23 protein-coding genes are annotated in these 25,333 nt (G+C 65.8%); 13 read left to right on the top strand and 10 right to left on the bottom strand.

Annotated elements, in window-relative coordinates; all coding sequences use genetic code 11:
* Nucleotides 1-16 precede the first annotated feature (16 nt).
* Nucleotides 17-967, top strand: a complete 951-nt coding sequence (locus tag FIV09_RS17450) for a phosphotransferase (protein ID WP_152452001.1) — start codon at nucleotides 17-19, stop codon at nucleotides 965-967.
* A gap of 51 nt (nucleotides 968-1,018) precedes the next feature.
* Here the strand turns inward: FIV09_RS17450 and trxA are convergent, their stop codons facing one another.
* The 8 genes from trxA to regB form a co-directional block, all read right to left on the bottom strand.
* A complete protein-coding gene (gene trxA / locus FIV09_RS17445; RefSeq protein WP_152451999.1) occupies nucleotides 1,019-1,339 on the bottom strand; it encodes a thioredoxin in 321 nt (106 codons plus the stop codon).
* Between the two features lie 47 nt (nucleotides 1,340-1,386).
* A complete protein-coding gene (addA, locus tag FIV09_RS17440) occupies nucleotides 1,387-4,746 on the bottom strand; it encodes a double-strand break repair helicase AddA (RefSeq protein ID WP_152451997.1) in 3,360 nt (1,119 codons plus the stop codon).
* On the bottom strand, nucleotides 4,743-7,703 hold the full coding sequence (gene addB, locus FIV09_RS17435) for a double-strand break repair protein AddB (protein ID WP_152452715.1): 2,961 nt from the start codon (nucleotides 7,701-7,703) through the stop codon (nucleotides 4,743-4,745). Before addB ends, addA begins: the two co-directional genes overlap by 4 nt.
* On the bottom strand, nucleotides 7,703-8,368 hold the full coding sequence (locus tag FIV09_RS17430) for a nucleotidyltransferase family protein (protein WP_152451995.1): 666 nt from the start codon (nucleotides 8,366-8,368) through the stop codon (nucleotides 7,703-7,705). Before FIV09_RS17430 ends, addB begins: the two co-directional genes overlap by 1 nt.
* Nucleotides 8,353-9,339, bottom strand: a complete 987-nt coding sequence (locus FIV09_RS17425) for an aminoglycoside phosphotransferase family protein (RefSeq protein WP_152451993.1) — start codon at nucleotides 9,337-9,339, stop codon at nucleotides 8,353-8,355. The genes FIV09_RS17430 and FIV09_RS17425 overlap by 16 nt, the downstream gene beginning before the upstream one ends.
* Nucleotides 9,336-9,809, bottom strand: coding sequence for a tRNA (adenosine(37)-N6)-threonylcarbamoyltransferase complex ATPase subunit type 1 TsaE (tsaE, locus tag FIV09_RS17420; RefSeq protein ID WP_152451991.1), 474 nt, complete (start codon nucleotides 9,807-9,809; stop codon nucleotides 9,336-9,338). The genes FIV09_RS17425 and tsaE overlap by 4 nt, the downstream gene beginning before the upstream one ends.
* 106 nt (nucleotides 9,810-9,915) lie before the next feature.
* Complete coding sequence (locus FIV09_RS17415) at nucleotides 9,916-11,424, bottom strand: PAS-domain containing protein (protein WP_152451989.1); 1,509 nt, start codon at nucleotides 11,422-11,424, stop codon at nucleotides 9,916-9,918.
* Between the two features lie 105 nt (nucleotides 11,425-11,529).
* Nucleotides 11,530-12,933, bottom strand: a complete 1,404-nt coding sequence (gene regB, locus FIV09_RS17410; RefSeq protein ID WP_152451987.1) for a sensor histidine kinase RegB — start codon at nucleotides 12,931-12,933, stop codon at nucleotides 11,530-11,532.
* A gap of 83 nt (nucleotides 12,934-13,016) precedes the next feature.
* Between regB and FIV09_RS17405 the strand changes: the two genes are divergently transcribed.
* Together FIV09_RS17405 and FIV09_RS17400 are read left to right on the top strand one after the other, a co-directional pair.
* Nucleotides 13,017-13,631, top strand: coding sequence for an SCO family protein (locus FIV09_RS17405; RefSeq protein ID WP_152451985.1), 615 nt, complete (start codon nucleotides 13,017-13,019; stop codon nucleotides 13,629-13,631).
* Nucleotides 13,632-13,726: 95 nt separating this feature from the next.
* Entirely contained in the window at nucleotides 13,727-14,266 is a 540-nt protein-coding gene (locus tag FIV09_RS17400; protein ID WP_152451983.1) for an ActR/PrrA/RegA family redox response regulator transcription factor, read from the top strand.
* A gap of 154 nt (nucleotides 14,267-14,420) precedes the next feature.
* On the opposite strand, the gene FIV09_RS17395 is transcribed toward FIV09_RS17400, so the two are convergent.
* Nucleotides 14,421-15,332: a rhodanese-related sulfurtransferase gene (locus FIV09_RS17395; protein ID WP_152451981.1), complete on the bottom strand. Its 912-nt coding sequence runs from the start codon at nucleotides 15,330-15,332 to the stop codon at nucleotides 14,421-14,423.
* A 104-nt stretch (nucleotides 15,333-15,436) separates the two neighbouring features.
* On the opposite strand from FIV09_RS17395, the gene pncA reads away from it, so the two are divergent.
* The 6 genes from pncA (at nucleotide 15,437) to FIV09_RS17365 (ending at nucleotide 21,074) form a co-directional block, all read left to right on the top strand.
* Nucleotides 15,437-16,030, top strand: coding sequence for a bifunctional nicotinamidase/pyrazinamidase (pncA, locus tag FIV09_RS17390; RefSeq protein ID WP_152451979.1), 594 nt, complete (start codon nucleotides 15,437-15,439; stop codon nucleotides 16,028-16,030).
* Complete coding sequence (locus FIV09_RS17385) at nucleotides 16,027-16,599, top strand: hypothetical protein (RefSeq protein ID WP_152451977.1); 573 nt, start codon at nucleotides 16,027-16,029, stop codon at nucleotides 16,597-16,599. The genes pncA and FIV09_RS17385 overlap by 4 nt, the downstream gene beginning before the upstream one ends.
* Before the next feature lie 9 nt (nucleotides 16,600-16,608).
* Nucleotides 16,609-17,901: a nicotinate phosphoribosyltransferase gene (pncB, locus tag FIV09_RS17380; protein WP_152451975.1), complete on the top strand. Its 1,293-nt coding sequence runs from the start codon at nucleotides 16,609-16,611 to the stop codon at nucleotides 17,899-17,901.
* Nucleotides 17,902-18,136: 235 nt separating this feature from the next.
* Nucleotides 18,137-19,222, top strand: coding sequence for a histidinol-phosphate transaminase (gene hisC, locus FIV09_RS17375; protein ID WP_152451973.1), 1,086 nt, complete (start codon nucleotides 18,137-18,139; stop codon nucleotides 19,220-19,222).
* A complete protein-coding gene (locus tag FIV09_RS17370; RefSeq protein WP_152451971.1) occupies nucleotides 19,219-20,145 on the top strand; it encodes a prephenate/arogenate dehydrogenase family protein in 927 nt (308 codons plus the stop codon). Before hisC ends, FIV09_RS17370 begins: the two co-directional genes overlap by 4 nt.
* Nucleotides 20,142-21,074 carry an extensin family protein gene (locus FIV09_RS17365; protein ID WP_152451969.1) on the top strand — a complete coding sequence of 311 codons (933 nt, stop codon included), beginning with the start codon at nucleotides 20,142-20,144 and terminating at the stop codon, nucleotides 21,072-21,074. The genes FIV09_RS17370 and FIV09_RS17365 overlap by 4 nt, the downstream gene beginning before the upstream one ends.
* Nucleotides 21,075-21,164: 90 nt before the next feature.
* Here FIV09_RS17365 and FIV09_RS17360 read toward each other — a convergent pair whose 3' ends face one another.
* A complete protein-coding gene (locus FIV09_RS17360) occupies nucleotides 21,165-21,749 on the bottom strand; it encodes a TlpA disulfide reductase family protein (protein ID WP_152451967.1) in 585 nt (194 codons plus the stop codon).
* A gap of 24 nt (nucleotides 21,750-21,773) precedes the next feature.
* On the opposite strand from FIV09_RS17360, the gene argH reads away from it, so the two are divergent.
* From argH to lysA, 4 genes are all read left to right on the top strand, one after another.
* Nucleotides 21,774-23,165 (top strand): argininosuccinate lyase, encoded by a 1,392-nt coding sequence (gene argH, locus FIV09_RS17355; protein WP_152451965.1) that lies wholly within the window; start codon nucleotides 21,774-21,776, stop codon nucleotides 23,163-23,165.
* Entirely contained in the window at nucleotides 23,162-23,308 is a 147-nt protein-coding gene (locus FIV09_RS17350; protein WP_152451963.1) for an argininosuccinate lyase, read from the top strand. The genes argH and FIV09_RS17350 overlap by 4 nt, the downstream gene beginning before the upstream one ends.
* Before the next feature lie 200 nt (nucleotides 23,309-23,508).
* Nucleotides 23,509-23,826, top strand: a complete 318-nt coding sequence (locus FIV09_RS17345) for a DUF2834 domain-containing protein (RefSeq protein ID WP_152451962.1) — start codon at nucleotides 23,509-23,511, stop codon at nucleotides 23,824-23,826.
* Between the two features lie 207 nt (nucleotides 23,827-24,033).
* The gene (gene lysA / locus FIV09_RS17340; RefSeq protein ID WP_152451960.1) at nucleotides 24,034-25,299 is read left to right on the top strand and encodes a diaminopimelate decarboxylase; all 1,266 of its coding nucleotides are present in this window, start codon (nucleotides 24,034-24,036) and stop codon (nucleotides 25,297-25,299) included.
* Nucleotides 25,300-25,333: the final 34 nt, after the last annotated feature.

Raw genomic sequence — 25,333 nt, 5'->3', positions numbered from 1 at the left:
TGTCGGAGAAAAGAGAGTGAACGCCGAAAAAGCATTCGGTTCCAAGTGGTTTGACCTATGTGCCGAGGCGGGTATCGCCCCCGAAGGCTGGCAGGCCGAGGTCGCGTCCCGACGCGATGACCGCCAGCGCACACGGATCGTGTGGCGACTGACACGCGGCGATGCACGCCTCGCCGTCAAAGAGGTGCGAGCCCCCCGCGATCCGGATGCCTTTCTGGCCGACATCACAGCCCAGATGGAGGCCGCGTCCCGCTTCGACGGCTTTCCGGAACTCCTCGCCGTGGATGCCGAGGCGCAGATCTGCGTCATGCGCTGGGCGGAAGGGGAGACGCTGTTTGACGCGTTGTCCCGACCGGATGCCGACCACGCGGCGCTTCTTGCCTTGGCGGGCGGCTGGATCGCCGGGCTGCATGGCGCAGGGATCGACGCGCGGCGCAACTTCCAGCCGAAATACTCCGTCAGGCACCTGAGGCGTCTGGCGCATGAGATGGAGACCGGGGCGCGTCCTGCCCCGCCCCGCGCCCGCGATTGGCAACAAGCGGCCGCGCGCTTGGCCGACATGGCAGCCGATTTCGAGGGGCGCGAAACCGTCTCCACCTTAGGTCACGGCGACCTCAACCTGCGGAACCTGATGATCTGCGGCACGCAGGTCACCGGACTTGATCCCCGACCGGTCACGCCGGTCCCTGTCGGGCATGATATCGCCCGGTTTGCCGTGCATTACGGCGCGCTTCTGGCGCCACCGGACGCCACCGGGCGTATTCTGCCGGGCGTCGATCTCAGCGGGTTGTTTGCGGGATATGACGTGGTCGGCGTGGACGAGCCGTCCATCGGCTTCCTGTGCCGGATGCGCGTTCTGATCGATTGGCAGACCCTGCCCCCCGAGCCCCGGCAAACCGGACCGGAACGCCGCCGCTTTGCGGGCCTCCTGCGCCTGGCCCATGCCGCGTTCGAGACCCCGAAATGAAAAAGCCCCGCCAGAATGGCAGGGCTTCTTTGACTGATCCGGTCTGTTGGCTCAGATCGATTCGTCGATCCAGCCCTTCAGCGCGGCCTTCGGTGCGGCGCCTGCGCGGTTCGACACCACTTCGCCGTCCTTGAAGATGAACAGGGCGGGGATGCCGCGCACGCCCATGGCGGCGGCGGTGTTCGGGTTCGAATCGACGTCGACCTTGGCGACCTTCACCTTGTCACCATACTCGGCCGACAGCTCTTCGAGTGCGGGGCCGATCTGCTTGCATGGGCCGCACCACTCGGCCCAGAAGTCCACCACGACGGGGACGTCGGAATTCTTCACTTCCTGATCGAAAGTGGCATCGGTTACGGCAACGGTGGCCATGATCTCTCTCCAACATGCTGTGGAATTTCGGTCGTTCGCACCAGAACCTATGGAGCCGCGGTCCGATAATCAAGCAGCGCCGCACGCGCGAGGGCCGCTTCGGTCAGCGCGGCAGGCAAGGGCATAAGCGCTCCTGTCGCAGTCCAGAGGATCGCGGTCTCGATGATGTGACCGGGATAGAGCGGCTGTAACAGCGCGCGGTAGGCGCCCATCTGGCGCAGGAGCCCCTCGGGGGTCTCCTCCGGACTGCCGGCCACCTGCCGATTGGTCTTGAAGTCGATGGCGGTCACCCGATCGTCGGTCACGATCAGCCGGTCGATCACGCCGAGAAGGGGGCCGAGGCCCGGCACGGTGCCGCTGAGGCACACTTCCGCCAGCGCGGTCGGGGCGAAGACCGGGGCAAGCCGCATATCCGTGAGGATCTGCAGCGCTTCCTCGGCCAAGGCGGGGATCGCCTCCGGTGCCGCGCCATGGTCCCGCAGGAGATGCGTCGCGGCTTCTGCCCGATCCGCCGCTGGCAGCTCCGGCAGGATTTCCAGCAGGAGGTGGATCAGCGTGCCGCGCGCCTTTGCCGCCTCCGTCTCGTCGCCCGCGCCGGGCAACGCCTTCGCGCCACCAAGGTCCGACGGGCTGCGCGTTTGGGGTGCGACGGGCATCTCTGCCGGGCGCGAAAATAGCTCGGGCAAGGCGATCTCATCCGCAGGCGGCGCATCGTCCGGTGCGGCCTGACCTGCAGGCAAGGCGCCGAGACGCAGCGCGCTGCCATGCGGGGTCTCGAGGCTTTGAGCGCCCGCGCGTGCGAGCCCGGCTTCGACCTGGCCGTACCATGTCTCTTCCGGCGATTTTCCGAGATCACCGGCGGCAGCCACGACGAGCCAGGCCTCGGCTCTGGTCATCGCCACATAGAGCAGACGGTCCGCCTCCGCTTTCTGGCGCGCTTTCAGGCCTGCGATGGCCTCCGCCTGAATGGTGGGCTGCTCCGCCGCGCGGGCTTTCCAGACAGCCCCGTCCGCTGCTGGAAGCAGAATATCCTTCACGTCGTCTTTCTTCTTGCCGCAATCGGGCAGGATCACCACCGGCGCTTCGAGCCCCTTGGCGCCGTGCACCGTCATCACTCGGATCGCGGCACCTGCCGCTTCGGGACTGCGCTTGATCTCCAGATCGTCGGTCTGCATCCAGCTCAGGAAGCCCGTCAGCGAGGGCACGTTGCCCTCCTCGTAGGACAGGGCCTGCGACAAGAGCGCGTCGATGCCGTCCTCCGCCTCGTGTCCCAACCGCCCGAGCAGTCGCGCGCGGCCCGAATGCCGTGTCAGGATGCGTTCGATCAGATCGTAAGGCCGCAGGAAATCGGCCTGACTGCGCAGATCGTTCAGAATGGCGATGGTCTCCGGGTAGGTGTCGGCGCGCCCGCGCAGCGCCTCCCAAAGGCTTGGCCCCTCGCGGCGGTGGGCCAGGGTAAAGAGGTCCTGCTCGCTCAGCCCGAAGAGGGGGGATCGCAGCGCCGTGGCAAGCGACAGGTTATCTTCCTGCGTGGCGAGGAAGGACAGAAGCGCGCCGATATCCTTCACCGCAAGCTCCGCCATGACCTTGAGCCGGTCGGCCCCGGCCACGGGCAGCCCTGCGGCTTTGCAGGCGCGGATGATCTCGTGGAAGAGGCGCCCGCGACTGCGCACGAGGATCAGCACGTCGCCCGCATGCACGGCGCGCGGGGCCTTGTCGCCCAGCTGCAGGGGCTGGCCCCGGCTCACGGCGCTTTGGATGAACCCCGCGATGCGGTCTGCCAGAACGACGCTTTCATGCTGCGCGCCCGTGCGGTCCACCGGGTCGGTCCAGTCATCCTCCTCGGGTTTCTCGGGCTTGGGCACCACGGGCCAGAGATCGACCTGACCGGACATGTCGCCGTGAAACGCCAGATGCCGACCCTCGGGTGCGAAGCCAGAGCCTTCCGATCCCTCGAAGGTGGCATCCACCGCCGTCAGGATCGCCCCGGCCGAGCGGAAGGAATAATCGAGCGAGCGGACCTGAAGCGGCGTCTCGGCCTCCTTGAGCCTTTCGGCGAAACTGGCGCGCATCCGGTCGAAGGCGTCGGGATCGGCGCCCTGGAAGGAATAGATCGACTGCTTCTTGTCGCCCACGACAAAGATCGTGCGCTCCGCGTCCGGACGGGCCCCCTGACCGGCGGTCAGCTCCTGGGCCAGCAGCGCGATGACCTCCCATTGCAGCGGGTTGGTGTCCTGCGCCTCATCGACAAGAATGTGGTCGATGCCGCCATCGAGCCGGTAGAGCACCCATTGCGCCACCGCCTCGTCCGACAGAAGGCCATGCGCCTTCTCAATCAGATCGTCGAAATCGAGCCAGCCGCGCGCGGTCTTCTCGGCCTCGTAGGCGGGCAGGAAGACCTGCGCGAAGCGGTGCAGGGCGAGGTCCCGCTCCGCCGCCATCAGCGCCCGCGCGCGGTCTTGCGCATCCTCGAGGCGCGCCATCAATTGCTCCAGCGCGGTCATGGCCTGCGCATGCGCCGGATCGGTCTTCAATCCCTTTCGAGGGACCCGAGTCTTCGGGGTCCCCGCCTGCGTGAAGAAGGCCGCCATCAGCGCCTTGCGACCCGCATCGGTCGGCCCGTCGAAGGCGCGCAGGCAGTCCGCCGCCTCCTGATCGAGTTTCCCGCCAGCGTCGAGGAGCGGGATCAGTTCCGTCACGAGGTCGCCTTCGCTGCCAAGGAATATCTCGGCCAGAAGATCGTCCGGACCGAAGCCCGCGGGCAGGCCGTAAAGGGCGCGGATGGCATCGGGATCGCGCGGGGGCAGGAACGCCGTCTTGCGTGCCAGCATAGCCTTCATGAGCGCGTCGATCCGGTCGTCGCTGTCGGTGAAGTGCCCTGCGAGATCGGCGATGCGCGCGCCGTCGGGCCCTTCCGCCATCCGGTCCAGCATGTCGGCGCGCAAAAGCTCCGCCGCGCGGTCCTCGACCTCGCGAAATTCCGGGCTGACCTGCGCCTCCAGCGGGAACCGCCGCAGAAGCGACGCGCAGAAGGAGTGGATCGTCTGGATCCGCAGGCCGCCCGGCGTCTCGATGGCGCGGGCAAAGAGCGTGCGGGCACGTTGCAGGAAATCGGCCCTGAACGGACCGTCTTCGCCTAGATCCGCGAGGGCCGCGCCGAGCGATGCATTGTCCAGCATGGCCCATTCGCCGAGACGCTTGAACAGGCGGTTCTGCATCTCGCTCGCGGCGGCCTTCGTGTAGGTCAGGCACAGGATGTTCTCGGGTGCGACCCCCGACAGCAAAAGCCGGGCTACGCGATCCGTCAGCACGCGCGTCTTGCCCGAGCCCGCATTGGCCGAGAGCCATGTCGAGGCGTCGGGCCGCGCGGCGATCACCTGCGCTTCGGTGGCGTCGTTGCGGATCATTCCAGCACCTCCGCCAGTGGATCGTCGGCAAGGTCCCATTCGCCCAGGCGCGACAGGTGGTCGAAATCGCTGCGATCGGTGTCGCTGAACATAGCGCGCCGCGCGGTGAAGCCCTGGCTTTCGTCGAGATAGCGGGCGATCAGGCGCTCCAACCCGGCCCAGACCTCGCGCGGCGGGGCCTTCTCGAGCGGGGCGGAGACTTCGCCGCCCGACGCGCCGAGCCCGATGAACCGCGCATCTGCGATATGGCGCGGCTCGAACTCCCGGAACGCGCCCATCTCCACCATGGCGGCGGTGAGCAGCAGCTGCTTGTCGAAATAGAGCTGCTCCTTCTCGCCGGGCGGTTTGCCGGTCTTGTAATCGTAAAGATGCGCGCCGCTGCGATCATCGAGGTCGATACGGTCGGCGCGGGTTTTCAGCGTGAAACCGAGCGCGGGCAGGGTTGCCGCGCCGTCGATCTCGAAGCGCGCAAGCTGCGCCCGGCTTTGCCGGGCCTGCTCCTCGTCGGCGAAGCTCTTGGCGATGCGGGCGAAGCGCGCCTGCCAGAGCTGTCGTGCCAGCGGGAACGGCACGGCGCGGGCAAGCTCGCGCTCGATCGCCTCAAGGAACGACGCCGCCGTGGGCGGGACGCCGTGGTCGCGCATCACTTCGCCATAGGCCTTCAGCGCGTCATGCACGACGATGCCGCGCAGAAGCGCGTCGGGCGCCTGCATCAGCGGATTGAGCGGCTCAAGCCGCAGGACCTTGCGCGCATAGATCGTGTACGGGTCGCGGATCAGCGTCTTCACCTGCGTCAGACGCAATTCGCGTGGTCGGGCCGATGCGGGCGGCTTCGGCGAGGGACGGCGCGCGGGCGCGGACAGGATGGGGCGCTCCAATGCGTGGACCTGTGCCAGCCAGTCCGTGCCGCGCCGTCGCATCGCATCAAGCGCATCCGGCCCGCCCCGCTCGGGCAGGCCCTTCATCAGGTTCGTGACCCGGTTCAGCCACCGCGACGGCACGGTATCGGCATCGGCGGATTTGACGGCACGGGTCAGCCAGACCTCGCGCGCGGCGACCGCCTGTTGGAAGTCATGGGCCGAAAGCCCGATCCGGCGTTCCGGCAAGGTCAGCCCCGCATCGGCGCGCATCCGGCGATTGAGCCAGGGATCGGCCTTGGGCATCTCGGGCCAAGTGCCTTCATTGAGGCCGCCCAGGATCATCAGATCGGCCCCCATGACCCGCGCCTCGATCGTGCCCCAAATGCGAATATGCGGATGGACCGTGTCGGGGTTGCGCACTTCGCCCCGGGACAGGATCGCACCGAAAAGGTCGGCATAGTCGCGCGCGCCGAGCGTGGTGCCATGGGGCGCTTCGGTTTCCAGCTCCGTCATGATGCGGCGCAATTCGCGGCCCGCCTCCTTGTCCCAAAGCGCACCGGCGCCATGCCCGGCGCTGCCCGCGACCACGGCTTCGCTCAGCGCGATATGCGTGGCGACCCACTCGGAGAGGGGCCGGGTTGCGGCGTCGGGCTTGTCGCAGAGCGTCTCCGCGACCCAAGCCGTCCAGTCAGGATGCGCCTCGGCCTCGGGCCAGCGCCCGATCTGGGCAGGGTCCGGATAGGGCATGCCCTTGCGCCGAATATGCGTCTCGAGCTTGGGCACGGCGCGGGTATGGGCGCTGCGTGCCTCGGTCGGGTCGTCGCCCGCATGGCAGAGCGGATGCTTGAGCAGCGCAAGCAGCGTTTCGGCGGTCAGCGGCGTGTGCAGAAGCTGCGCGACCTGCCGCATGAGGCGTCCCGGCGGTGACATCTGCGCGGGCAGACCGGCGGAATCGTCCGCCACGATCCCCCATCGATCCAGCGCGGCCGACACTTGCCGCGAGAGGTTCCTGTCGGGCGTGATCAGCGCGGCGCTTTGCCCGGTCTCGGCAGCGGCACGCAGACGCATGGCGATGGCGACGGCTTCGCGACGCGGATCGGGCGCCTCGAGCAGGGTCACCTCCCGCGTTGCATCGCTGAGATCCGGCAGGCCGGGCCCTTCGGTCAACCATTGGTCGGTCACGGGCGCAGGCCGCAGGGCCAGCGACACGAGCGCGTTTCTGGCGGGCGCCGGGGCGGTGCCATATCCCCAATCGGCCACGTCGGGCGGGCTTGCGCCGAGATCGCGCAGCAGCCGCGCGAAGCGGAATTGCGGATGATCCTCGCCGGGCTGGGTGTGATCCTTGCGCGGCAGATCATCGGTCAGCTGGTCCCAGACATGACGCGGCATGTCGAAATCGAAGCCGGGCAGGATCACCGCGCCTTGGGGCAGACGCGCAACGGCCAGCATCAACGCATGGGTGGTCCCGCGCGAGCCGGTGGATCCCGCGACGATCACGGGATGCTCGGGCGGGTTGTCCTGCCAATCCGCGATCCGCATCTCGACCGCACGGCGCTGAAGGGCTGCCGCATCGGGGGCCGGACCGGCTGCGTCGAAATAATGCTGCACGATCTTCAGGAATTGCAGCGCGCGCTCCCAATGGCCCGACTGGTCCGTGACATCGAGCGCGGCGATGGTCTCGGGCGCCACGTTCTCGATCTGCATCTCGTCCATCAGCCCGGCAAGGCTGTCGGCGAGGTCATACAGGGCCGCGCGTGGTGCCAGCCCCTCCGCCTGGTCGAGCAGGCCCGAGACGAGACCCGTCAATTCCAGCCGCCTGCGCAGCGACGGCACCGGGCGCGGCAGGCGCGCGCGAAGACGCGCATCGGCAGGGTCGGTGACCAGCGTGATGCGCGGCAGAAAGCCCGAACCGGCTTCGGCGAATATGAGCTCCAGCCTGCGCTTCATGCGCTGCGTGTTGACCATCAATTCGGTGCGGGCAATCGCCTCGGCAGGGTGACCCGCGAACCGCGCGCGTAGCCCGGCCGCGAGCGCTGCCGGAAAATCCGCCCCCGGAGGCAGGGCGAAAAGGCGCGGGGATTGCGCGTCGTCGAAGATCATGTGGCGAGCATCTCCTCGGCGCGCGAGATCCCGTCGGGATGACCCACATCCGCCCAGCGTCCCGGATATTCGAACCCGTAAAGCCGCCCCTCGGTGGCCATGCGGTCCCACAGCATGTTCAGCGAAAAGGCCTCCTCATGAATGTCGGACAGGCCGTCTGTTTTCACGATCTGAACGCCGGTATAGACATGCGCGCCGCCCCGGCTGAGGCGTCCATCCTCCCCGATGGCGAAGTCTCCGCCCCCATTGCGCCCGATCGCGCGCGGCAACGGCACACAGAGCAGAAGCGCATCCATCCGGTCCGGCTGCCAGGCGGCCTCCAGCGCACGCAGCGGGTTCGGTCCGGCAAAGACCGCATCGGCATTCATGGTGAAGACGGGACCTGCGCCCAGAACTGATGCCGCGTTCTTCAGCCCGCCGCCAGTATCGAGGATGGTCTCTTCCTGCACCACTGTGACGTCCTGACCGGCGAGGTGATCCGCGATCATATGCCCGAGGTAATGCGCGTTCACCACGCGCCGGGGCACATGGGCCGCAAGCGAAAGCGTGCGGTCCAGAAGGCTGCGGCCCGCGACCTCGATCAGCGGTTTGGGCCGGTTCGCGGTCAGCGCGCCCATGCGCGTGCCGAAACCTGCGGCGAAGATCATCACGGCGTCGGGCATGGCGCTTTCAATCGGCTGAGGTGTGCGGCGGTCGGGGCGGGCAACGCCTCGGTGACATGGGGCGCGACGGACGACAAGGCGGGATGGCTGAGATCGCGCATCAGGTGCCCCCAGACCCGCGGTATCAGGTCGATGTAATGCGGCTTGCCGCGCGTGGCGGCGAGACGGGCGAACACGCCGAGGATGCGCAGGTTGCGGGCCGCGCCCTGCACGGCGAGGGCGGCATTGAACGCCTCCTCGGTCATTCCGGTCAGATCGAGGTAGTGCCGGATGGTGCTGGTGCGTGTTTCCTCATGCACGTCGCGCCGGGCATCCTCGATCAGGGAGACGATGTCATAGGCCGGATGGCCCACCAGCGCGTCCTGGAAATCCAGAAGACCGGCGCGTCTGGCCCCGGAGCGGTCGGGCAGCCAGATCAGGTTCTCCGCATGAAAGTCGCGCAGGATCGTGACACGCGTCTCGGGCGTGTGTCGGGTCAGCGCGTCCTGCAGCGCCCCGATCGTATCTGCCTTGCGGGTTTCGTTCGTCTCGCCCGTGGCACCCGGCAGGTACTGATCGAAGGCCAGATCGGTCATGGCGGCGAGCGTTGCGGGATCGGCGGTGCTCAAACCCTCGGGCGGTTTGGCGCGGTGCAGGAGGGCCAGCGCCTCGATCGCGGATTTGTAGAGCGTCGCCTCATCGCCCGGCGTGCGGGTGGCGCAGATGGCGAAGGAGGCGTCGCCCAGATCTTCGAGCAGCAGAAGACCCGGCTCTCCGGCATAGATCTCGGGCGCGCTGAGGCCGAGGCCCGCGAGATAGCGGGCGAGCCGTGAAAAGAGAAAGACATCGCCGTCCGGGTCTTCCATCAGGATGCGGCTGGACCCGTCGCCTCGCACCAGTCGCGTGTAGCGCCGGGCCGAGGCATCGCCCGCGATGGGAACCCGGTCGGCGTCCTGCCAATCGGCGGAGGCCAGAAAATCGGCGACGCTCATGCGGCCTCGCTTGTGAAAAGCGCGTCCCAGCGCGCATCGCGCCACTCGGCGGACAGGTGGCGCGTGTCGGGATCCGGCCCGTCCGAAAAGGTCAGCGACAGCGCGCTTTCGGGCGTCATGTCGCCCAGGCGTTCCGGCCATTCGACAAGGCAGATGGCGGTCTCGAACGCGTCGAGCAGGCCCAGCTCCACCACGCTGTCCGGATGATCCAGACGGTAGAGATCGGTGTGCCAGAGCTCACCGGCGTCCGTCTCGTAGACCTGCACCAGAGTGAAAGTGGGCGAGGGGACATCTTCCGGCTCCGAGAGCCGCGATTGGATCAACGCGCGGGCGAAATGCGTCTTGCCCGCACCGATCCCGCCGGACAGCAAGATGACGTCGCCGGGACCGATTTCGGCGCCGATCTTGCGGGCGAGATCTTCCGTGGCGTTCGGGGACGGAAGCGCGAGAGAGGCATGTCGGGATTGCATGTGGCGAGAGTAATCGCCACCGCGTCATCTGCAAGCGGAACCCGGCGGGACCTTCCCGGTGGCGGTCCGGTTCGGATGTGGTGTTGCATGCGCGTGAAGTGCGGGTCTATCCGACCAGTGCGGTGCGTGGCGGGGCCGGTTCCATCGCGTCGCTTGGCATCTCGTTGAAGCGCACAAGCGTGGCGCTGCCGGGCAGCGGGTCGCAACGGACGCAAAGCTTGCGGCCATCGGTCAACCGGACCTCCTGGCGCCATGGGGTGCGGGCGCCGAAGCTGGTCACGAAGCTGCGCACCTCCGCCCAGACGCCGCAAGGCTCCGAACTCGATTGCCAGAGGCGGGTTGCGTCAACCACCGTGACATCCGCGAAGGTACTGTCCGGATCGGTGCCCCAAAGCCCGCGATACCCCGCGTTGCAGAAGGTCAAGACGCCTGTGGCGCTGAAGGTCGCGACAGCCTCGCCCATCGTGTCGATGACCGACTGACAGAGGTTCAGTTCCGCCCGGAAGCGCCGGGTCAGGGCGATTTCGGAACTGATATCCTCGATCAGGAAGGCGACAGCGCCGTCAGGGTGTGGGCGGCCTGCGATGCGGTAGGTCAGTCCGCTCGGCAGGCTCCAGGTTTCGCAGTACCGGTCATTGGTGGCGGCGGCGACCAGCTCCGCAAGCTGCTGTCGCCAGCCGTCATAGCTTTTGGGCTCGGGCATGACCCGGTTTTCGCGTAGCTGATCGAAAAAAGTCATCAGATTCGGCCGCCCGGACAGGAATTCTACGGAGAGTTGCGTGAGATCCAGAAGCGCCGGATTGAACAGGACCAGCTGGCGGTTGCGGTCAAAGATGGCGAGTCCGATGGGCAGGTGTGCAAAGGTCTTGGCGAGCGTCTGGACGAAGTTGCGCCGCGCGGTCTCCGCCTCGACAACGGCGTCGATATCGACCGCGTAATGAAACCAGGTATTTGCTGCGCGCACGCTTGTGACCTCGAACCATTCCGGCAGATCCGGATGGTGCGCGGTGATCTGAACCCGCTCCCGCAGAACGGGTTTTCCGTCCGGGACGGTAACCTGAAAGAGGACCTCATCCTCCGCAAGCGCGGCGAGCTTTCCGAAACCTTCATTGGACCACAGGATGTCGCCCGCGGGATCCGTCTGCCACATCGGGTAAGGGGCGAGGCCCGCAGCCCGGCGCAGACGCGACAGCTGGGAGAGCTCCCCCAAGGCGGAAAGGCTCGCGCTGAGTTTCGGCGGTGGACCGGTCAGACCGATGCGCAATCGTTCGCCATCCGGGCGCAATTGCAGGTCGGGCGCGTCCGCGGTTGCGGCGATCAGGCGCAAGGGGCGTGTGGGCGGCGCGGCAGGCAGGCCCGGGAAGATCGGGGAGAGCGCAGTGCGCAGGTCTTCCCACGTCTCTCCCAGACGATCCCCCAGAAGCCGTTTTCCCGCAGGCGTGGCATCGACGATGCGGGCCTCCCTGACAAGGAAAAGCGGCTCCTCAAGGTCTGGCGTGCCGGTCCGCTTGAACAGGCCGTCCAGCAGGTTCGGAAACGCCGTATGGCGCAACAGCGCGAGGACCGAGCCGAGCCCGATCCCGATGAGGATAGCAAGCCATGTCTCCAGCGCCATGTCGTTCCTTCCAAACCGCCCGTCGATATCATCGCGGACGCTCGGAGAGTGTTGCGCCTGGCAGGTTAAGAAAGCGTTAAGATGTGCCGCTGAAAGCCTTTTTCCTCAGCTTTCAATGAGCGGATTCTGTCCCAGCGGGCGGCGTGCGGTCGTGTCGGAGACCGTGATCGCGCCGCTTTTCCAGACCACCTCCACGATGGCGCCGCGGCGCGACCGTCCGCGCGAGGCGGGCATGAGCGGGTCGGACCCGTTTGCGAAGCTGAGCTCGGCCCCGCTGCGTTCAAGAAGCGTCTTGGCGATGAAGAGGCCCAGCCCCATCCCCTCGTAGCCCGGACGGAGATGGCGGTCCCGCTCGCTGCGGCGGCGGCGCATGAAGGGATCCCCGATGCGCCCGATCAGGTGGGGCGGGAAGCCGCGTCCGTCGTCGATGATCCGCACGGTGATCAGATCATTGTCCCAGCTGGCTTCGATCCAGACCGTGGCACGGGCAAAATCGACGGCGTTCTGCACGAGGTTGCGCAGGCCGTGAATGATTTCCGGACGGCGCAGGATCTGCGGCGGCAGAGGGTCGGCCACCTCGCCCGGACCGGGCCGCTCCTCGATATGGATGACCTTGCCGCGGTTTTCATGCGGCTCGGCGGCTTCGCGGATGACCTCGGTCAGGGGGGCCTGCCGCATCTGGGGATCGTCCTTGCCCGCACGGCCCATCGAATGCAGGATATCGCGGCACCGGTCCGCCTGCTCGGCAATGAGGGCCGCGTCCTCGCGCTGCTCCGGCGCGTTCTCCAGATCCGAGACGAGCTCGGATGCGGTCAGCTTGATCGTGGCAAGCGGGGTGCCCAGCTCATGCGCCGTCGCGGCGACGACACCGCCCAGATCGTTGAGTTTCTGCGCCCGCGCGAGCGCCATCTGCGTTGCCGCCAGCGCGTCGTTCATCCCGTGCATCTCGGTGGTGATCCGCCGCGCATAGATCGAGATGAAGATGATCGCGATGGTGATCGCCGCCCATTGTCCGAAGATGAAGAGGTCGGGAATGCGCAGAACCTGCTGATCCTCGGTCTTCAGTGGCACGTGGAAGAAGACCAGCCCGGTCACGAGCAGCACGGCGAGGGCATTGAGAAACACCGTGCGGCCCAGCGGCAGCACCGCCGCCGACACCGTGACGGGGCCCAGCAGCAGAAGCGAGAAGGGATTGTGCAGGCCGCCGGTGAGGAACAGCAGGAACGCGAGCTGCAGGATATCGAAGAGGACCATGAGCAGGTTCTCGGTCTCCGACAGCCGCTTGTTCTCGGGGAAGATGAACATCGCGATCAGATTGCCGATCACGGCCACGCCCACGGCAAGGAAGCAGAGCCCGGTCTGCATATCGAGGTTGTAGAGCGTGTCGGCGACGATGATCGCGGTCAGCTGGCCCGCGGCCGCGAACCAGCGCAACAGGATCATCGTGCGCAGCCGGATCCAGTTCGAGCGGCGACGTTCGTCAAACGTCCATATGTCGGGCTGTGCCATATGCGCCAACCTGTCTCTTGCGGCTTCGGTGGCAAGTGATACGACCCTGCAGGACAAACGGCAATTGAACGAAGGAGCGGCAAATGCGCTGGGCAATGGTCATCGTGGCGGGTATCGGCCTCGCGGCTCTCATCGCGATCACGGCATTCTGGTCGACGCTCCGGGGCGATGCGGAGACCTTCGCGGCCTGCCGATCCGGCGCTGTCGCGGGCGATATCGGCGGCCCGTTCGAGTTGGTGAACAGCGCGGGCGTCACCGTGAGCGATGCCGATATCGTGACCGAACCGGTGCTTTTGTATTTCGGCTATTCCTTCTGCCCGGATGTCTGCCCCTTCGACGTGGCGCGCAATGCCGAGGCCGTGGACATCCTCGCCGAGCGCGGGATCGACGTAACGCCGGTCTTCGTATCGGTCGATCCGGCGCGCGATACGCCCGAACAGGTCGGCGCTTATGCCGAGGCGATGCATCCCGACATGATCGGTCTCACGGGCACGCCCGAACAGGTCAAGGCTGCGGCAGATGCGTTCCGCGTCTTCTACCGGGTGCCGGAAAACCCCGAGGACGAGTTCTACATCGTCGACCACACGACCTTCACCTATCTGCTGATGCCGGGCGAAGGGTTCGTCGAGTATTTCCGCCGCGAATTGTCCTCCACCGAAATGGCCGACCGGGTTGCCTGTTTCGCCGAAGCCGCCTGATATCCGGGCCAGGCTCGGGCCAATTGACGGTTAAGGAGGCCGCACTAACTTCCTGCATTCGGATGCGATCCGACGAATGACATGAGGTTGCGGAGATGCAGGAGCTGGGCGAAGACAAATCGCTGTTGCTTGTCGATGATGACGAGCCGTTTCTGAGACGGCTGGCAAAGGCCATGGAAAAGCGTGGCTTCGAGGTGGAAACCTCGGGCTCTGTCGTGGGTGGCTCTGCCATCGCGACGGCGCGGCCGCCCGCTTATGCCGTGATCGACCTGCGGCTCGAGGATGGCAACGGGCTCGACATCGTGGAGACGCTGCGCGAGCGCCGTCCGGATTCGCGGATCGTCGTGCTCACGGGATATGGCGCGATCGCAACGGCCGTGGCCGCGGTGAAGATCGGCGCCACGGATTACCTTTCGAAGCCCGCGGATGCGACGGATATCGTCAATGCGCTTCTGGCCACGGAAGAGGAATTGCCGCCGCCGCCCGACAACCCGATGTCGGCGGATCGCGTCCGTTGGGAGCATATCCAGCGCGTTTACGAATTGTGCGACCGCAACGTGTCCGAGACCGCGCGCCGTCTGAACATGCATCGCCGGACCCTGCAGCGCATCTTGGCGAAACGCTCGCCGCGCTAGAGCCGGGGGTGCATCACGCCGGGCCATCGAGGCCCGTCGCGCTGCATTGGAGGCGCGGCCTCCAAACCACCGGAGTATTTCCGGTCCGAACGTGACAGGGCGGGGCGCTCGAAACGGTGACGCGGGACTCTGCGGTCGCCCGAGATGCGGGGTGTCAGTCGTCCATGCCCGCCAAGTGCCGCTCACCCCGCGCTTTCGAGAGGGCGATCTGCTTCTGACGCTCGCGAAAGCGGATCTTGTCCTCCTCGCCCGTCTCGTGGACGCAAAGATGACAGGCGACGCCCTGTTCATATTCGGGGCGGTTGCGGTCTTCGGGCAGGATCGGGCGGCGGCAAGCCCGGCAGAGAAGGTGCGGGCCTTCGCGGAGACCGTGCTCTACCGAGACGCGTTCGTCGAAGACGAAACACGCGCCCTGCCAGGTGCTGTCGGCCTCGGGCACCTCTTCGAGGTATTTCAGGATACCGCCCTTGAGGTGATACACCTCGGCCTCGCCTTGTTCCAAAAGCCAGTTGGTCGATTTCTCGCACCGGATGCCGCCGGTGCAGAACATCGCGATCCGCTTGTTGTGGAAGCGGTGTTTGTTGCGCTCCCACCAGGCGGGGAAGTCGCGGAAGCTTTCGGTTTCGGGATTCACGGCGCCTTCAAAGGTGCCGATGGCCACTTCGAAATCGTTGCGGGTGTCGATCACGGCCACATCCGGGCTTTCGATCAGCGCATTCCAATCGGCCGGGTCGACATAGTGCCCAGTTCGCGCCCGCGGGTCGACGCCCGGCCGGCCCATGGTCACGATCTCTTTCTTCAGGCGGACCTTGAGCTTGGCGAAGGGCCGGTCCTGTGCCGTGGAATATTTCACTTCGAGATCGGCGCAGCCGGGCAGGGCGCAGATATGCGCCACCATCCGGTCGATGCCGCGCTTCGGACCGGCGACCGTTCCATTGATGCCTTCGCCCGCGACAAGAAGCGTGCCGGTGATCCCCTCCGCCTCGCCCAAGGCGATCATGTCCGGGCGCAGGGCGTCCGGATCCGCGAAGGGCGTGAAGTGATAGAGGGCTGCGACGGTGTACATGCCGGGCGAGATAATGCAGCCGGGGGCGCCCGCGCAAGGGGTGGGGCTTGTCCTCGGGCGTGCGCCGCGCCACCTTGGGCGGCAATTGCGGAAAGGAGGCGCGGATGCAGGCCTTGATCGTCATCGATGTTCAGAACGATTTCTGCCCCGGCGGCGCGCTGGCCGTGGCGGGGGGTGACGAGATCGTCGCACCCATCAACGCGCTGATGCCGGAGTTCGACGCGGTGATCCTGACGCAGGATTGGCACCCGGCGGGGCATTCGTCTTTCGCGTCCCAACATCCGGGCAAGGCACCGATGGAGATGATCGAGATGCCTTACGGGCCGCAGGTTCTTTGGCCGGATCATTGCGTGCAAGGCTCCGAGGGGGCCGCATTTCATGCCAGGCTCGAAACCGACCGCGCCGATCTGATCATCCGCAAGGGCTTTCGCCGCGCGATCGACAGCTATTCGGCGTTTTTCGAGAACGATCACGAAACGCCGACGGGGCTTGAGGGATACCTGCGTACGCGCGGGATCACGCGGCTGACGATGGTCGGGCTGGCCACGGATTTCTGCGTGAAATTCTCGGCCCTCGATGCGCGCAAGCTGGGCTTCGACGTCACGCTGAGGGAGGACCTGTGCAGGGGGATCGACCTCGATGGATCGCTTGGCGCGGCCATGGACGAGATGGCGGCGGCGGGGGTCGTGCTGGAATGAAGGTAGAAATGATTGAGTACGGTCGATATTTGATCCGTTACGGAAATTCAGGTGGGGAAGCGCGTGCGCTTGCGTACCGGAAGAATACTAAGTCAAAAGGGCAGATAGCCGATGCCACCGGCGCGACACCGGACGAAGCTTTGCAAACGCTCAAACAAATTCTCGATGAAAGGCATCGCGAAAGAGCGAAAGCGAGACGCCGGGCTGAAAATATCGATTTTCTGATCCCTACAGTGGAGGAATACGCTGAAGCTTTAGAGGTGCTCAAACCCGAGGGCGCCAAATTGGATATGCTTGTGGCGCACGCGAAGAGTGATGATGTGGGTTTGACAGCCGGCGAGATCGCGCGTGCCGGTGGATACGATAGCTTCGAAACGGCGAATGCGCTCTATGGGCGCCTGGGGCGCGAAATAGCCGAAGTCTTGGGCGTTTCTGCCCCGACGTCCACCATTCGAGCCGACGATGTGCAAACGGGTGTAATTGCGCAAGCCGGACCCGCGCGGGCCGAGACAGGAGCTTTTGTCTGGGTGATGTACCCAGAGCTCCGAAAAGCGGTTCTCGGAATCTGAGGAAGTCTCATGGTCGATATCGCCACCCGCGTCTGGAACCACAAGTGGAAGATCGATCCGATCGTCCGCTCCCTCATAGATACCGATTTCTACAAGCTGCTGATGTGTCAGTCGGTGTTTCGCAATCATCGCAACACGCAGGTCACGTTCAGCCTGATCAATCGCTCGGACCATGTGCCGCTCGCCAAGCTGATCGACGAGGGGGAGCTGCGCGAACAGCTCGACCACATTCGGTCGCTGTCCCTGCGGCGGGGCGAGTCGACCTGGATGCGGGGGAATACCTTCTACGGCAAGCGGCAGATGTTCCGGCCCGATTTCATGGACTGGTTCGAGAACCTGCGCCTGCCGCCCTATCACCTGGAGCGGGTGGGCGATCAATACGAGCTGACCTTCGAGGGCGCCTGGCCCGAAGTGATGCTTTGGGAAATTCCCGCGCTCGCCGTGCTGATGGAGCTGCGCGGGCGCGCGGTGCTGAACGATATGGGGCGGTTCGAGCTGCAGGTGCTCTACGCGCGCGCCATGACGAAGCTTTGGGAAAAGATCGAGCGGCTGAAGAAGATCGACGATCTGCGCATCGCCGATTTCGGCACGCGGCGGCGGCATTCCTACCTCTGGCAGGATTGGTGCGTGCAGGCGATGTATGAAGGTCTGGGCGAGCGCTTCACCGGCACGTCGAACTGCGCCATCGCGAAAAGCCGCGATCTCGAGGCGATCGGCACCAACGCGCATGAATTGCCGATGGTCTATGCAGCCCTTGCCAAGGATGACGAGGCGCTGGCGCAGGCCCCTTACGACGTGTTGAACGATTGGCAGGAGGAGCATGAGGGCAACCTGCGCATCATCCTGCCCGACACTTACGGCACGGAAGGCTTCCTGAACCGCGCGCCGGACTGGCTTGCGGGCTGGACCGGCATCCGCATCGATTCGGGCGATCCCGCAACCGGGGCCGAAACAGCGATCCGCTGGTGGAAGGCGCGGGGCGAGGATCCGACGGGCAAGCTCATCATCTTCTCCGACGGGCTCGATGTCGCCAAGATCGAGGAATTGTACCGCCAGTTCACGGGCCGGGTCCGGGTCTCCTTCGGGTGGGGCACCCTTCTGACGAACGATTTCCGGGGGCTGACCCCGGATGACCGGCTGGCTCCCTTCTCGCTGGTTTGCAAGGCGGTAAAGGCAGAGGGCCAGCCGACGGTGAAGCTTTCGGACAATCCCAACAAGGCGATGGGCCCGGATGCGCAGATCGACCGCTACAAACGGGTCTTCGACGTGGGCGCACAGGAGCGGCAGGAGGTCGTGGTCTGAGCGTCTGACTGACCGCGAGCGCCAGCTCGTAGGCCGCACCCGGCACGGATGCGCGGCCGAATGACGGGCAACGCTGCGGAAGATCGCCAATCCCTTTGTCCCGGCTATCGAAACAATCGGGAAGTATTGCGGCATCCTCGCATCCGCTTCATGGCTGCGGCGATCCGGCCCGGACCTTGGTGCTTTTCACGGGGCGGAGGGGCCGCTATAGCCGGACGCAATGGGAGCCTGAGACATGACGAAGATTGCGCCGAAACCCGGCATCATGGACATCGCGCTGTACGAGGGCGGGAAATCCGCCGTCGAGGGCGTGGCAAACGTGGTCAAGCTCAGCTCGAACGAAAATCCGTTCGGGCCGCCCGAGGTCGCGCGCGAGGCGATCCGCCGTGCGTCGCATGAATTGCATCGCTACCCGTCCGCAGATCACGCGAACCTGCGCGCCGCCATAGCGGAGGTCCACGGCCTCGATCCGGAGCGGATCATCTGCGGCGTGGGTTCGGACGAGATCATTCACTTCCTCTGCCAGGCCTACACGCAGCGGAATGACGAGGTCATCCATACCGAGCACGGCTTCGCCATGTACCGGATCTCGGCCAAGGTCGCAGGTGCCAAGCCCGTCGAGGTGCCCGAGAAAGAGCGCGTCACGGATGTGGATGCGATCCTCGCGGCCTGCACCAAGAAGACGAAGCTCGTCTTCCTGGCCAACCCGAACAACCCCACGGGCACCATGGTCGGTCTCGCGGAGATCGAGCGTCTGGCCGAGGGGCTTCCGCCGCAGGCGATCCTCGTTCTCGACGGCGCCTACGCGGAATACGTGGAAGGCTATGACGGCGGCGCGAAGCTCGTGGAGATGCGCGAGAACGTGGTGATGACGCGCACCTTCTCGAAGATCCACGGGCTGGGCGGCCTGCGCGTGGGGTGGGGCTATGCGCCGAAAGCCATCATCGATGTGCTCAATCGCGTGCGCGGGCCTTTCAATCTGTCGAACGTGGCGCTCGCCGCGGCAGAGGCCGCCATCCGGGATCGCGAGTATGTCGAGAAGTCGCGGTCGGAGAACACGCGCCTGCGGACCTGGCTCGCGGAGGCATTGATGGAGCATGGCGTGCCGTCGGACACGTCGACCGCGAATTTCGTGCTCGCGCGGCTCTCCTCGCCCGAAGAGGCGGCGGCTTGCGATCTCTACCTGCAGAAACAGGGCCTGATCGTGCGCCGCGTGTCTGGCTACGGCCTGCCTTCGGCGCTGCGTATCACCGTGGGCGACGAGCCCGCCTGCCGCCGCGTCGCGCATTGCATCGGGTTGTTCAAAGCGGGCGAGCGATGAGCGATACGCCAATCTACGGCCGGGTCGCGCTCATTGGCCTCGGCCTGATCGCGTCCTCGATGTTCTGGGCGATGAAGCGCGGCGGTCTCGCGGGTCATGTGACAGGCTATGCGCGCTCCGAAGAGACGCGGGAGACGGCACGCCGGATCGGATTGTGCGACACGGTCTGCGACAGCGCCGAAGAGGCCGTGCGCGACGCCGATCTGGTGGTGCTGGCCGTGCCTGTCGGCGTGATGGGGGCGGTGGCGGAAACCATCGCGCCTCACCTGAAGCCCGGCGCGACCGTGACGGATGTCGGGTCGGTCAAGAAGGACGTGATTGCGCAGGTCGGCCCGCATATCCCCGAGGGCGTGCATTTCATTCCCGGCCATCCAATGGCCGGGACCGAGCATTCCGGCCCCGAATCGGGCTTTTCCACGCTGTTCGACAACCGCTGGTGCCTTCTTGTACCGGTCGAGGGCAGCGATCCGGAGGCGGTCGCGCGCCTGCGCGCCTTCTGGGAAGGTCTGGGCGCGTTGGTCGACGAAATGGATGCGGACCACCATGATCTCGTCCTCGCCGTTGTCAGTCATACGCCGCACCTCATCGCCTACACGATGGTGGGCGTGGCTGACGATCTGCGTCGCGTGACCGAGAGCGAGGTCATCAAGTATTCCGCCACGGGCTTTCGCGACTTCACCCGGATTGCCGCGTCCGATCCGACCATGTGGCGCGATGTCTTTCTGACCAACAAGGATGCGACGCTCGAGATCCTCGGCCGCTTCACCGAAGAGCTCTTCGCCTTGCAGCGGGCGATCCGCAAAGGCGATGGCGCGCATCTTCACGACTATTTCACCCGCACCCGCGCCATCCGCCGGGGTATCATCGAGGCGGGTCAGGATACGGAGGCGCCGGATTTCGGGCGTGTGAAGGTGGAAAGATGAGACAAGCGGTTGCGATTATTCTGGTTTCCCTTCTCGCGATCCCGGCTCTGGCCGCTCCTGACAGCTCATTCCGCCCCGTTGCACGCGACACCGGCGCCGTGCCTGTCGCGGTCTCGGCGCCTGCGCCCGCCGCCGCATCGGCGGCCCCTTCGGCAGAGATCCGCCCGCAACTGCGCCCGGACCTGACCGAGGCCGTGATCGCCGCGCAGCTTCGCGAGAAGTTCGCCCGGTTGGAGCCCATTCCCCGCGCCGAACCGCTGGAGGAATTTCCGGGCTATGAGGGTCGCGATATCCGGGCCTTCGCCGCGGCCAGTCGGCTTGCCGTGGCGCAGACCCTGCGGCCTGCCAGGCGCACGCAGAGCCTTGTACAGAAAGCCATGGCACAGCAGGTCGAACGGGATCGCGGCGCGCTTTGCGGCGATCCGGATATCCAGGGCGAATATGTGGGCTTCGTGCCGGGGCGCATCCGAGGCTGTGGCATCGAGGATGCGGTCGAAGTGCGTGCGATCGACGGTGTGCGGCTGAGCCAGCCGTCGCTCCTGCATTGTTCCACCGCGCGGGCCACGAAAGCCTGGCTCAATCGCGCGGTGCGGCCTGCGGTGGGCAATACAGGCGGGGGCGTGTCCGGACTTCGGGTCGCGGCGCATTATTCCTGCCGGACCCGAAACAACCTGCCGGGCGCGAAAATCTCCGAGCATGGCAAGGGCCGCGCGATCGATATCTCCGCGATCCAGCTGCGTGATGGCTCCCAGATGGTCGTGCTCGGGGGCTATCGCAGCGCGAACCAGGGGCCCATCCTGCGGCGGATGTACAAGGGCGCCTGCGGGATCTTCGGCACCACGCTCGGGCCGGATTCGGATCGCTTCCACCAGGATCATTTTCACTTCGATACGGCGCAGTATCGCAGCGGGTCCTATTGCGGCCCGTGATAGGGGTGTCCGCCGGGGCGGGTCTTTCTCCAACGCAAGAAAAAGCCCGGCTTTTGGCCGGGCTTTTCCGTTCGGACAATTTCCGCGCGATCAGCCGGGCGTCTGTTCGATGGCCGCCCGCAGGATCGCCTTCGCCTCGTCGGAGGCCCAGTTGGCGTCTCCCGTCAGTCGCGCCACCTCCTTGCCCTCGGGATTGATCAGGACCGTGATCGGCAGGCCCAGAACGGCCATCTGGCGCGCCAGGGTTGATCCGGGATCGCGGTGCAGCGGCAGGTTGTCGATGCTGATCTCGGGCCGGTCGGGATCGGGCTCTGCAAAAAACGCCTCCATCGCGGGGGGCGGGTTGCGGCCCGTGGCGATGGTCACGACCTCGAATGCGTCGCCGCCGAGTTCCGCCTGCAGCTCCGAAAGTTGCGGCATCTCCTTGCGGCATGGCGCGCACCAGGTGGCCCAGAAATTCACCAGCGTCCATTTTCCTGCGTAATCGGACAGGTTCATGGGATCGCCGTCGAAGGTCTGGAAGTCGGCATCGCCCACATCTTTCGCCTCGGAATGCAGGTTGAGCTTTTTCATGTCGCCGTCGCGCAGGTCCGCCAGCGCGGTAATCTCGGCAGCCGCCGGAATTGCAAGCGAGAGTGCGGCGGTATAGACGAGCGCGCCAAGAGCTTTGATCATGTCTCCTCCAGGGAAGGCCAGGGAATGTCCGATACGACCTCGAACCAGATGTGGGGTGGCCGCTTTGCCGCTGGACCTGACGCGATCATGGAGGCGATCAATGCCTCGATCGGGTTCGACAAGCGGCTGGCGGCGCAGGACATCGCCGGATCGAGGGCCCATGCCGCCATGCTGGCTGCCACGGGCATCGTGAAACCTAGCGACGCGGAGGCGATGAGGGAAGGCTTGCTCACCGTCTTGTCAGAGATCGAAGGCGGCACGTTCGAATTTTCCACGGCGCTAGAAGACATTCACATGAACGTGGAGGCGCGTCTGAAGGCGCTGATCGGCGAGCCCGCGGGGCGGCTGCATACGGGCCGGTCGCGCAACGATCAGGTCGCCACCGATTTCAAGCTGTGGGTGCGCGATCAGCTGGATGCGGCGGAAGAGCAGCTCCTCGCGCTCTTGCGCGCGCTCCTCGCCCAGGCCGAGGCGGGTGCGGATTGGGTCATGCCGGGCTTCACCCATCTCCAAACGGCGCAGCCCGTGACTTGGGGCCATCATATGATGGCCTATGTCGAGATGTTCGGCCGCGATCTGTCCCGCGTGCGCGACGCCCGCGCGCGGATGAACGAAAGCCCGCTCGGGGCGGCCGCGCTGGCGGGCACGGGCTTCCCGATCGACCGGCACATGACGGCGGAGGCGCTGGGCTTCGACCGGCCCGCGGCCAATTCGCTGGACGCCGTGTCGGACCGGGACTTCGCGCTCGAGTTCCTGTCGATCGCCTCGATCAGCGCGGTGCACCTGTCGCGCATGGCCGAAGAACTGGTGATCTGGTCCTCCGCGCAGTTCCGCTTCGTGACATTGTCAGACCGCTTCTCGACCGGCTCGTCGATCATGCCGCAGAAGAAGAACCCCGATGCGGCGGAGCTGATCCGCGCCAAGATCGGGCGGATCTTCGGTGCGAACGTGGCGCTGACGCTGGTGATGAAGGGGCTGCCGCTCGCCTATTCCAAGGACATGCAGGAGGACAAGGAGCAGGTCTTCGATGCGGCCGATAACTGGCTGCTGGCATTGGCGGCGATGGACGGGATGGTGCGGGACATGTCCGCGAACGTGCCTGCGCTAGAGGCCGCGGCCTCGTCGGGCTTCTCGACCGCGACCGATCTTGCGGATTGGCTGGTGCGCGAGCTGAACCTGCCCTTCCGAGACGCGCATCACGTCACGGGCGCGCTGGTGGCGCTGGCCGAGAAGAAGGGCTGCGACCTGCCGGATCTGAGCCTGTCTGATATGACATCGGTTCACGATGGCATCACCGAGGCTGTCTTCGACGTCCTCGGCGTGCATAATTCCGTGGCGAGCCGCATCTCCTATGGCGGCACCGCGCCCGATCAGGTGCGGGCACAGATCGCCCGCTGGAAGGAGATCCTGGAATGAGACCTCTGGCCTGCCTTGCCTTTTTGCTGCTGGCCGCTTGCGGTGCGGATGGCGCACCGGAACGGCCCGATCCCGCTCAGGAAGAGCCGCCCATCGGGATTTCGGTTACGGGAAGCGCGTCCATCGGGGTAAGCTCGCGGTGAAACACGCCGCGGCAAGCGCGCTTCTCCTGGTGGCTGCGGGATGCACGCAGCCCGAGCCCAATCCCTTCGAAGAAGCGCTTGGCCCGCCGCCGCCCCAGACTACAACTTCAGTCAGCGTATCGGCTGGATCGAACGGTGTCCGCGTGGGCGGCGCGATCTCGCAGACGCGCGGCAATGTCACTGTCGGGATCGGATTCTGAATGCATGGTCTGAGGTTTGTCTGGCTCGCACTCGCGCTTTGGGGTGCGGTGCATCCGATGTATTACTTCCTGTCCTACATGGCGGCGAACGTTTGGTCACTCGGGCAGCTCATCGACGCGTGGTACGTGAATGATTCGACCACCGGGCTGACCTGGGACCTGACCATCGCGGCGATCACGTTGACGATCTGGGTAATCGCGGAGGTGGCCGTCCGGCGCAACTGGTCCGCGCTTCTGGCGATTCCCGCGACCTATTGCATCGGGGTCAGCTGCGGATTGCCGCTCTACCTGTATCTGCGCTCGCGCCCCGTTACCTGACGGAGCGCGCAAGCGCGCCCATGTCTGGCCCGAATGATCGTCTCGATCATCGGGCAGCTGGGGCTCTGCCCCGGACCCCGCGCGACATATCGGACAGTGACGCATTAGGGCTGCGCGCCTAAGCCCCATGTTGCGTGGGATTTCGGGGGTTCTTTCCGCCTTTGGGCTCGGGTAGAGGAGCGGGGAACTCTGAGCGGGGCCTCTGCCATGGATCATTTCGACTACAAAGACGGCGTGCTGTGCGCCGAGGACGTGTCGCTTTCGGAGATCGCGGCGGAGGTCGGCACGCCGGCTTACGTGTATTCCACCGCGACGCTTGAGCGGCATTACCGGCTTTTCGACGAAGCGCTCGATGGCCTGCCGCATCTGGTGTGTTACGCGATGAAGGCCGCGTCCAATCAGGCGATCCTGAAGACGCTGGCCGCGCTGGGCGCGGGCATGGACGTGGTGTCTGGCGGGGAGTATGCGCGGGCCATCGCCGCCGGTGTCGCGCCCGAGAAGATCGTCTTCGCAGGCGTCGGGAAGACCGAAGCGGAAATCCGTCAGGCGCTGACCGGGGGCTTGCGCCAGTTCAACGTGGAAAGCGAACCTGAGCTGCGCCTGATCAGCCGGGTCGCCGCCGAAATGGGCGTCTCGGCGCCGATCACCATCCGGGTGAACCCGGATGTCGATGCCAAGACCCATGCGAAGATCGCCACCGGAAAGTCCGAGAACAAGTTCGGTATCCCGATCTCGAAGGCGCGCGCGGTCTATGCGGAGGCCGCGGCGCTGCCGGGCATCGAGGTCGTGGGCATCGACGTGCATATCGGATCGCAACTGACCGAGCTTGCCCCGTTCGAAGCGGCCTATCTGAAAGTGGCGGAGCTGACCGAGACGCTGCGCGCCGACGGTCACGACATTCAGCGCCTCGATCTGGGCGGCGGGTTGGGAATTCCCTATGAGCGGTCGAACAGCGCACCGCCGCTGCCCACGGAATATGGCGCGCTCATCAAGAAGACGGTCGGTCATCTGGGCTGCGAGATCGAGATCGAGCCCGGGCGGCTCATCGCCGGGAATGCGGGTATCCTCCTGTCCCGCGTGATCTACGTGAAAGAGGGCGAGGGGCGGCGGTTCCTGATCCTCGATGCTGCGATGAACGACCTCATTCGCCCCGCCATGTATGACGCGTGGCACGACATCGTGCCGGTGGTCGAGCCCGCGCCCGCGCATGAGCGCACGGAATACGACGTGGTCGGCCCGGTCTGCGAATCGGGCGACACCTTTGCTAAGGCGCGGCCCATGCCCGAGCTGAAAGCAGGCGATCTCGTCGCCTTCCGCTCGGCGGGGGCCTACGGCGCGGTCATGTCGAGCGAGTACAATACGCGCCCGCTCATCCCGGAGATTCTGGTGAAAGGCGATCACCATGCCGTCATCCGGGCGCGGCCAAACTTTGACGAAATCATTTCGCGCGATAGCATTCCCGAATGGCTGTGATGTGATCCGTCTCACGGCCCCCCAATTTTTGGAG

The sequence above is a fragment of the Roseivivax sp. THAF197b genome, assembly GCF_009363255.1.
Lineage (GTDB): Bacteria > Pseudomonadota > Alphaproteobacteria > Rhodobacterales > Rhodobacteraceae > Roseivivax.
This window is presented reverse-complemented; position numbering and strand designations above follow the sequence as displayed.

Bases quoted from the DNA above. Each gene is read 5' to 3' on its own strand.
- trxA (WP_152451999.1), bottom strand. From the start codon at position 1,339: ATGGCCACCGTTGCCGTAACCGATGCCACTTTCGATCAGGAAGTGAAG.
- addA (WP_152451997.1), bottom strand. From the start codon at position 4,746: ATGATCCGCAACGACGCCACCGAAGCGCAGGTGATCGCCGCGCGGCCC.
- FIV09_RS17430 (WP_152451995.1), bottom strand. From the start codon at position 8,368: ATGCCCGACGCCGTGATGATCTTCGCCGCAGGTTTCGGCACGCGCATG.
- FIV09_RS17425 (WP_152451993.1), bottom strand. From the start codon at position 9,339: ATGAGCGTCGCCGATTTTCTGGCCTCCGCCGATTGGCAGGACGCCGAC.
- tsaE (WP_152451991.1), bottom strand. From the start codon at position 9,809: ATGCAATCCCGACATGCCTCTCTCGCGCTTCCGTCCCCGAACGCCACG.
- FIV09_RS17415 (WP_152451989.1), bottom strand. From the start codon at position 11,424: ATGGCGCTGGAGACATGGCTTGCTATCCTCATCGGGATCGGGCTCGGC.
- regB (WP_152451987.1), bottom strand. From the start codon at position 12,933: ATGGCACAGCCCGACATATGGACGTTTGACGAACGTCGCCGCTCGAAC.
- FIV09_RS17405 (WP_152451985.1), top strand. From the start codon at position 13,017: ATGCGCTGGGCAATGGTCATCGTGGCGGGTATCGGCCTCGCGGCTCTC.
- FIV09_RS17400 (WP_152451983.1), top strand. From the start codon at position 13,727: ATGCAGGAGCTGGGCGAAGACAAATCGCTGTTGCTTGTCGATGATGAC.
- FIV09_RS17395 (WP_152451981.1), bottom strand. From the start codon at position 15,332: ATGTACACCGTCGCAGCCCTCTATCACTTCACGCCCTTCGCGGATCCG.
- pncA (WP_152451979.1), top strand. From the start codon at position 15,437: ATGCAGGCCTTGATCGTCATCGATGTTCAGAACGATTTCTGCCCCGGC.
- FIV09_RS17385 (WP_152451977.1), top strand. From the start codon at position 16,027: ATGAAGGTAGAAATGATTGAGTACGGTCGATATTTGATCCGTTACGGA.
- pncB (WP_152451975.1), top strand. From the start codon at position 16,609: ATGGTCGATATCGCCACCCGCGTCTGGAACCACAAGTGGAAGATCGAT.
- hisC (WP_152451973.1), top strand. From the start codon at position 18,137: ATGACGAAGATTGCGCCGAAACCCGGCATCATGGACATCGCGCTGTAC.
- FIV09_RS17370 (WP_152451971.1), top strand. From the start codon at position 19,219: ATGAGCGATACGCCAATCTACGGCCGGGTCGCGCTCATTGGCCTCGGC.
- FIV09_RS17365 (WP_152451969.1), top strand. From the start codon at position 20,142: ATGAGACAAGCGGTTGCGATTATTCTGGTTTCCCTTCTCGCGATCCCG.
- FIV09_RS17360 (WP_152451967.1), bottom strand. From the start codon at position 21,749: ATGATCAAAGCTCTTGGCGCGCTCGTCTATACCGCCGCACTCTCGCTT.
- argH (WP_152451965.1), top strand. From the start codon at position 21,774: ATGTCCGATACGACCTCGAACCAGATGTGGGGTGGCCGCTTTGCCGCT.
- FIV09_RS17350 (WP_152451963.1), top strand. From the start codon at position 23,162: ATGAGACCTCTGGCCTGCCTTGCCTTTTTGCTGCTGGCCGCTTGCGGT.
- FIV09_RS17345 (WP_152451962.1), top strand. From the start codon at position 23,509: ATGCATGGTCTGAGGTTTGTCTGGCTCGCACTCGCGCTTTGGGGTGCG.
- lysA (WP_152451960.1), top strand. From the start codon at position 24,034: ATGGATCATTTCGACTACAAAGACGGCGTGCTGTGCGCCGAGGACGTG.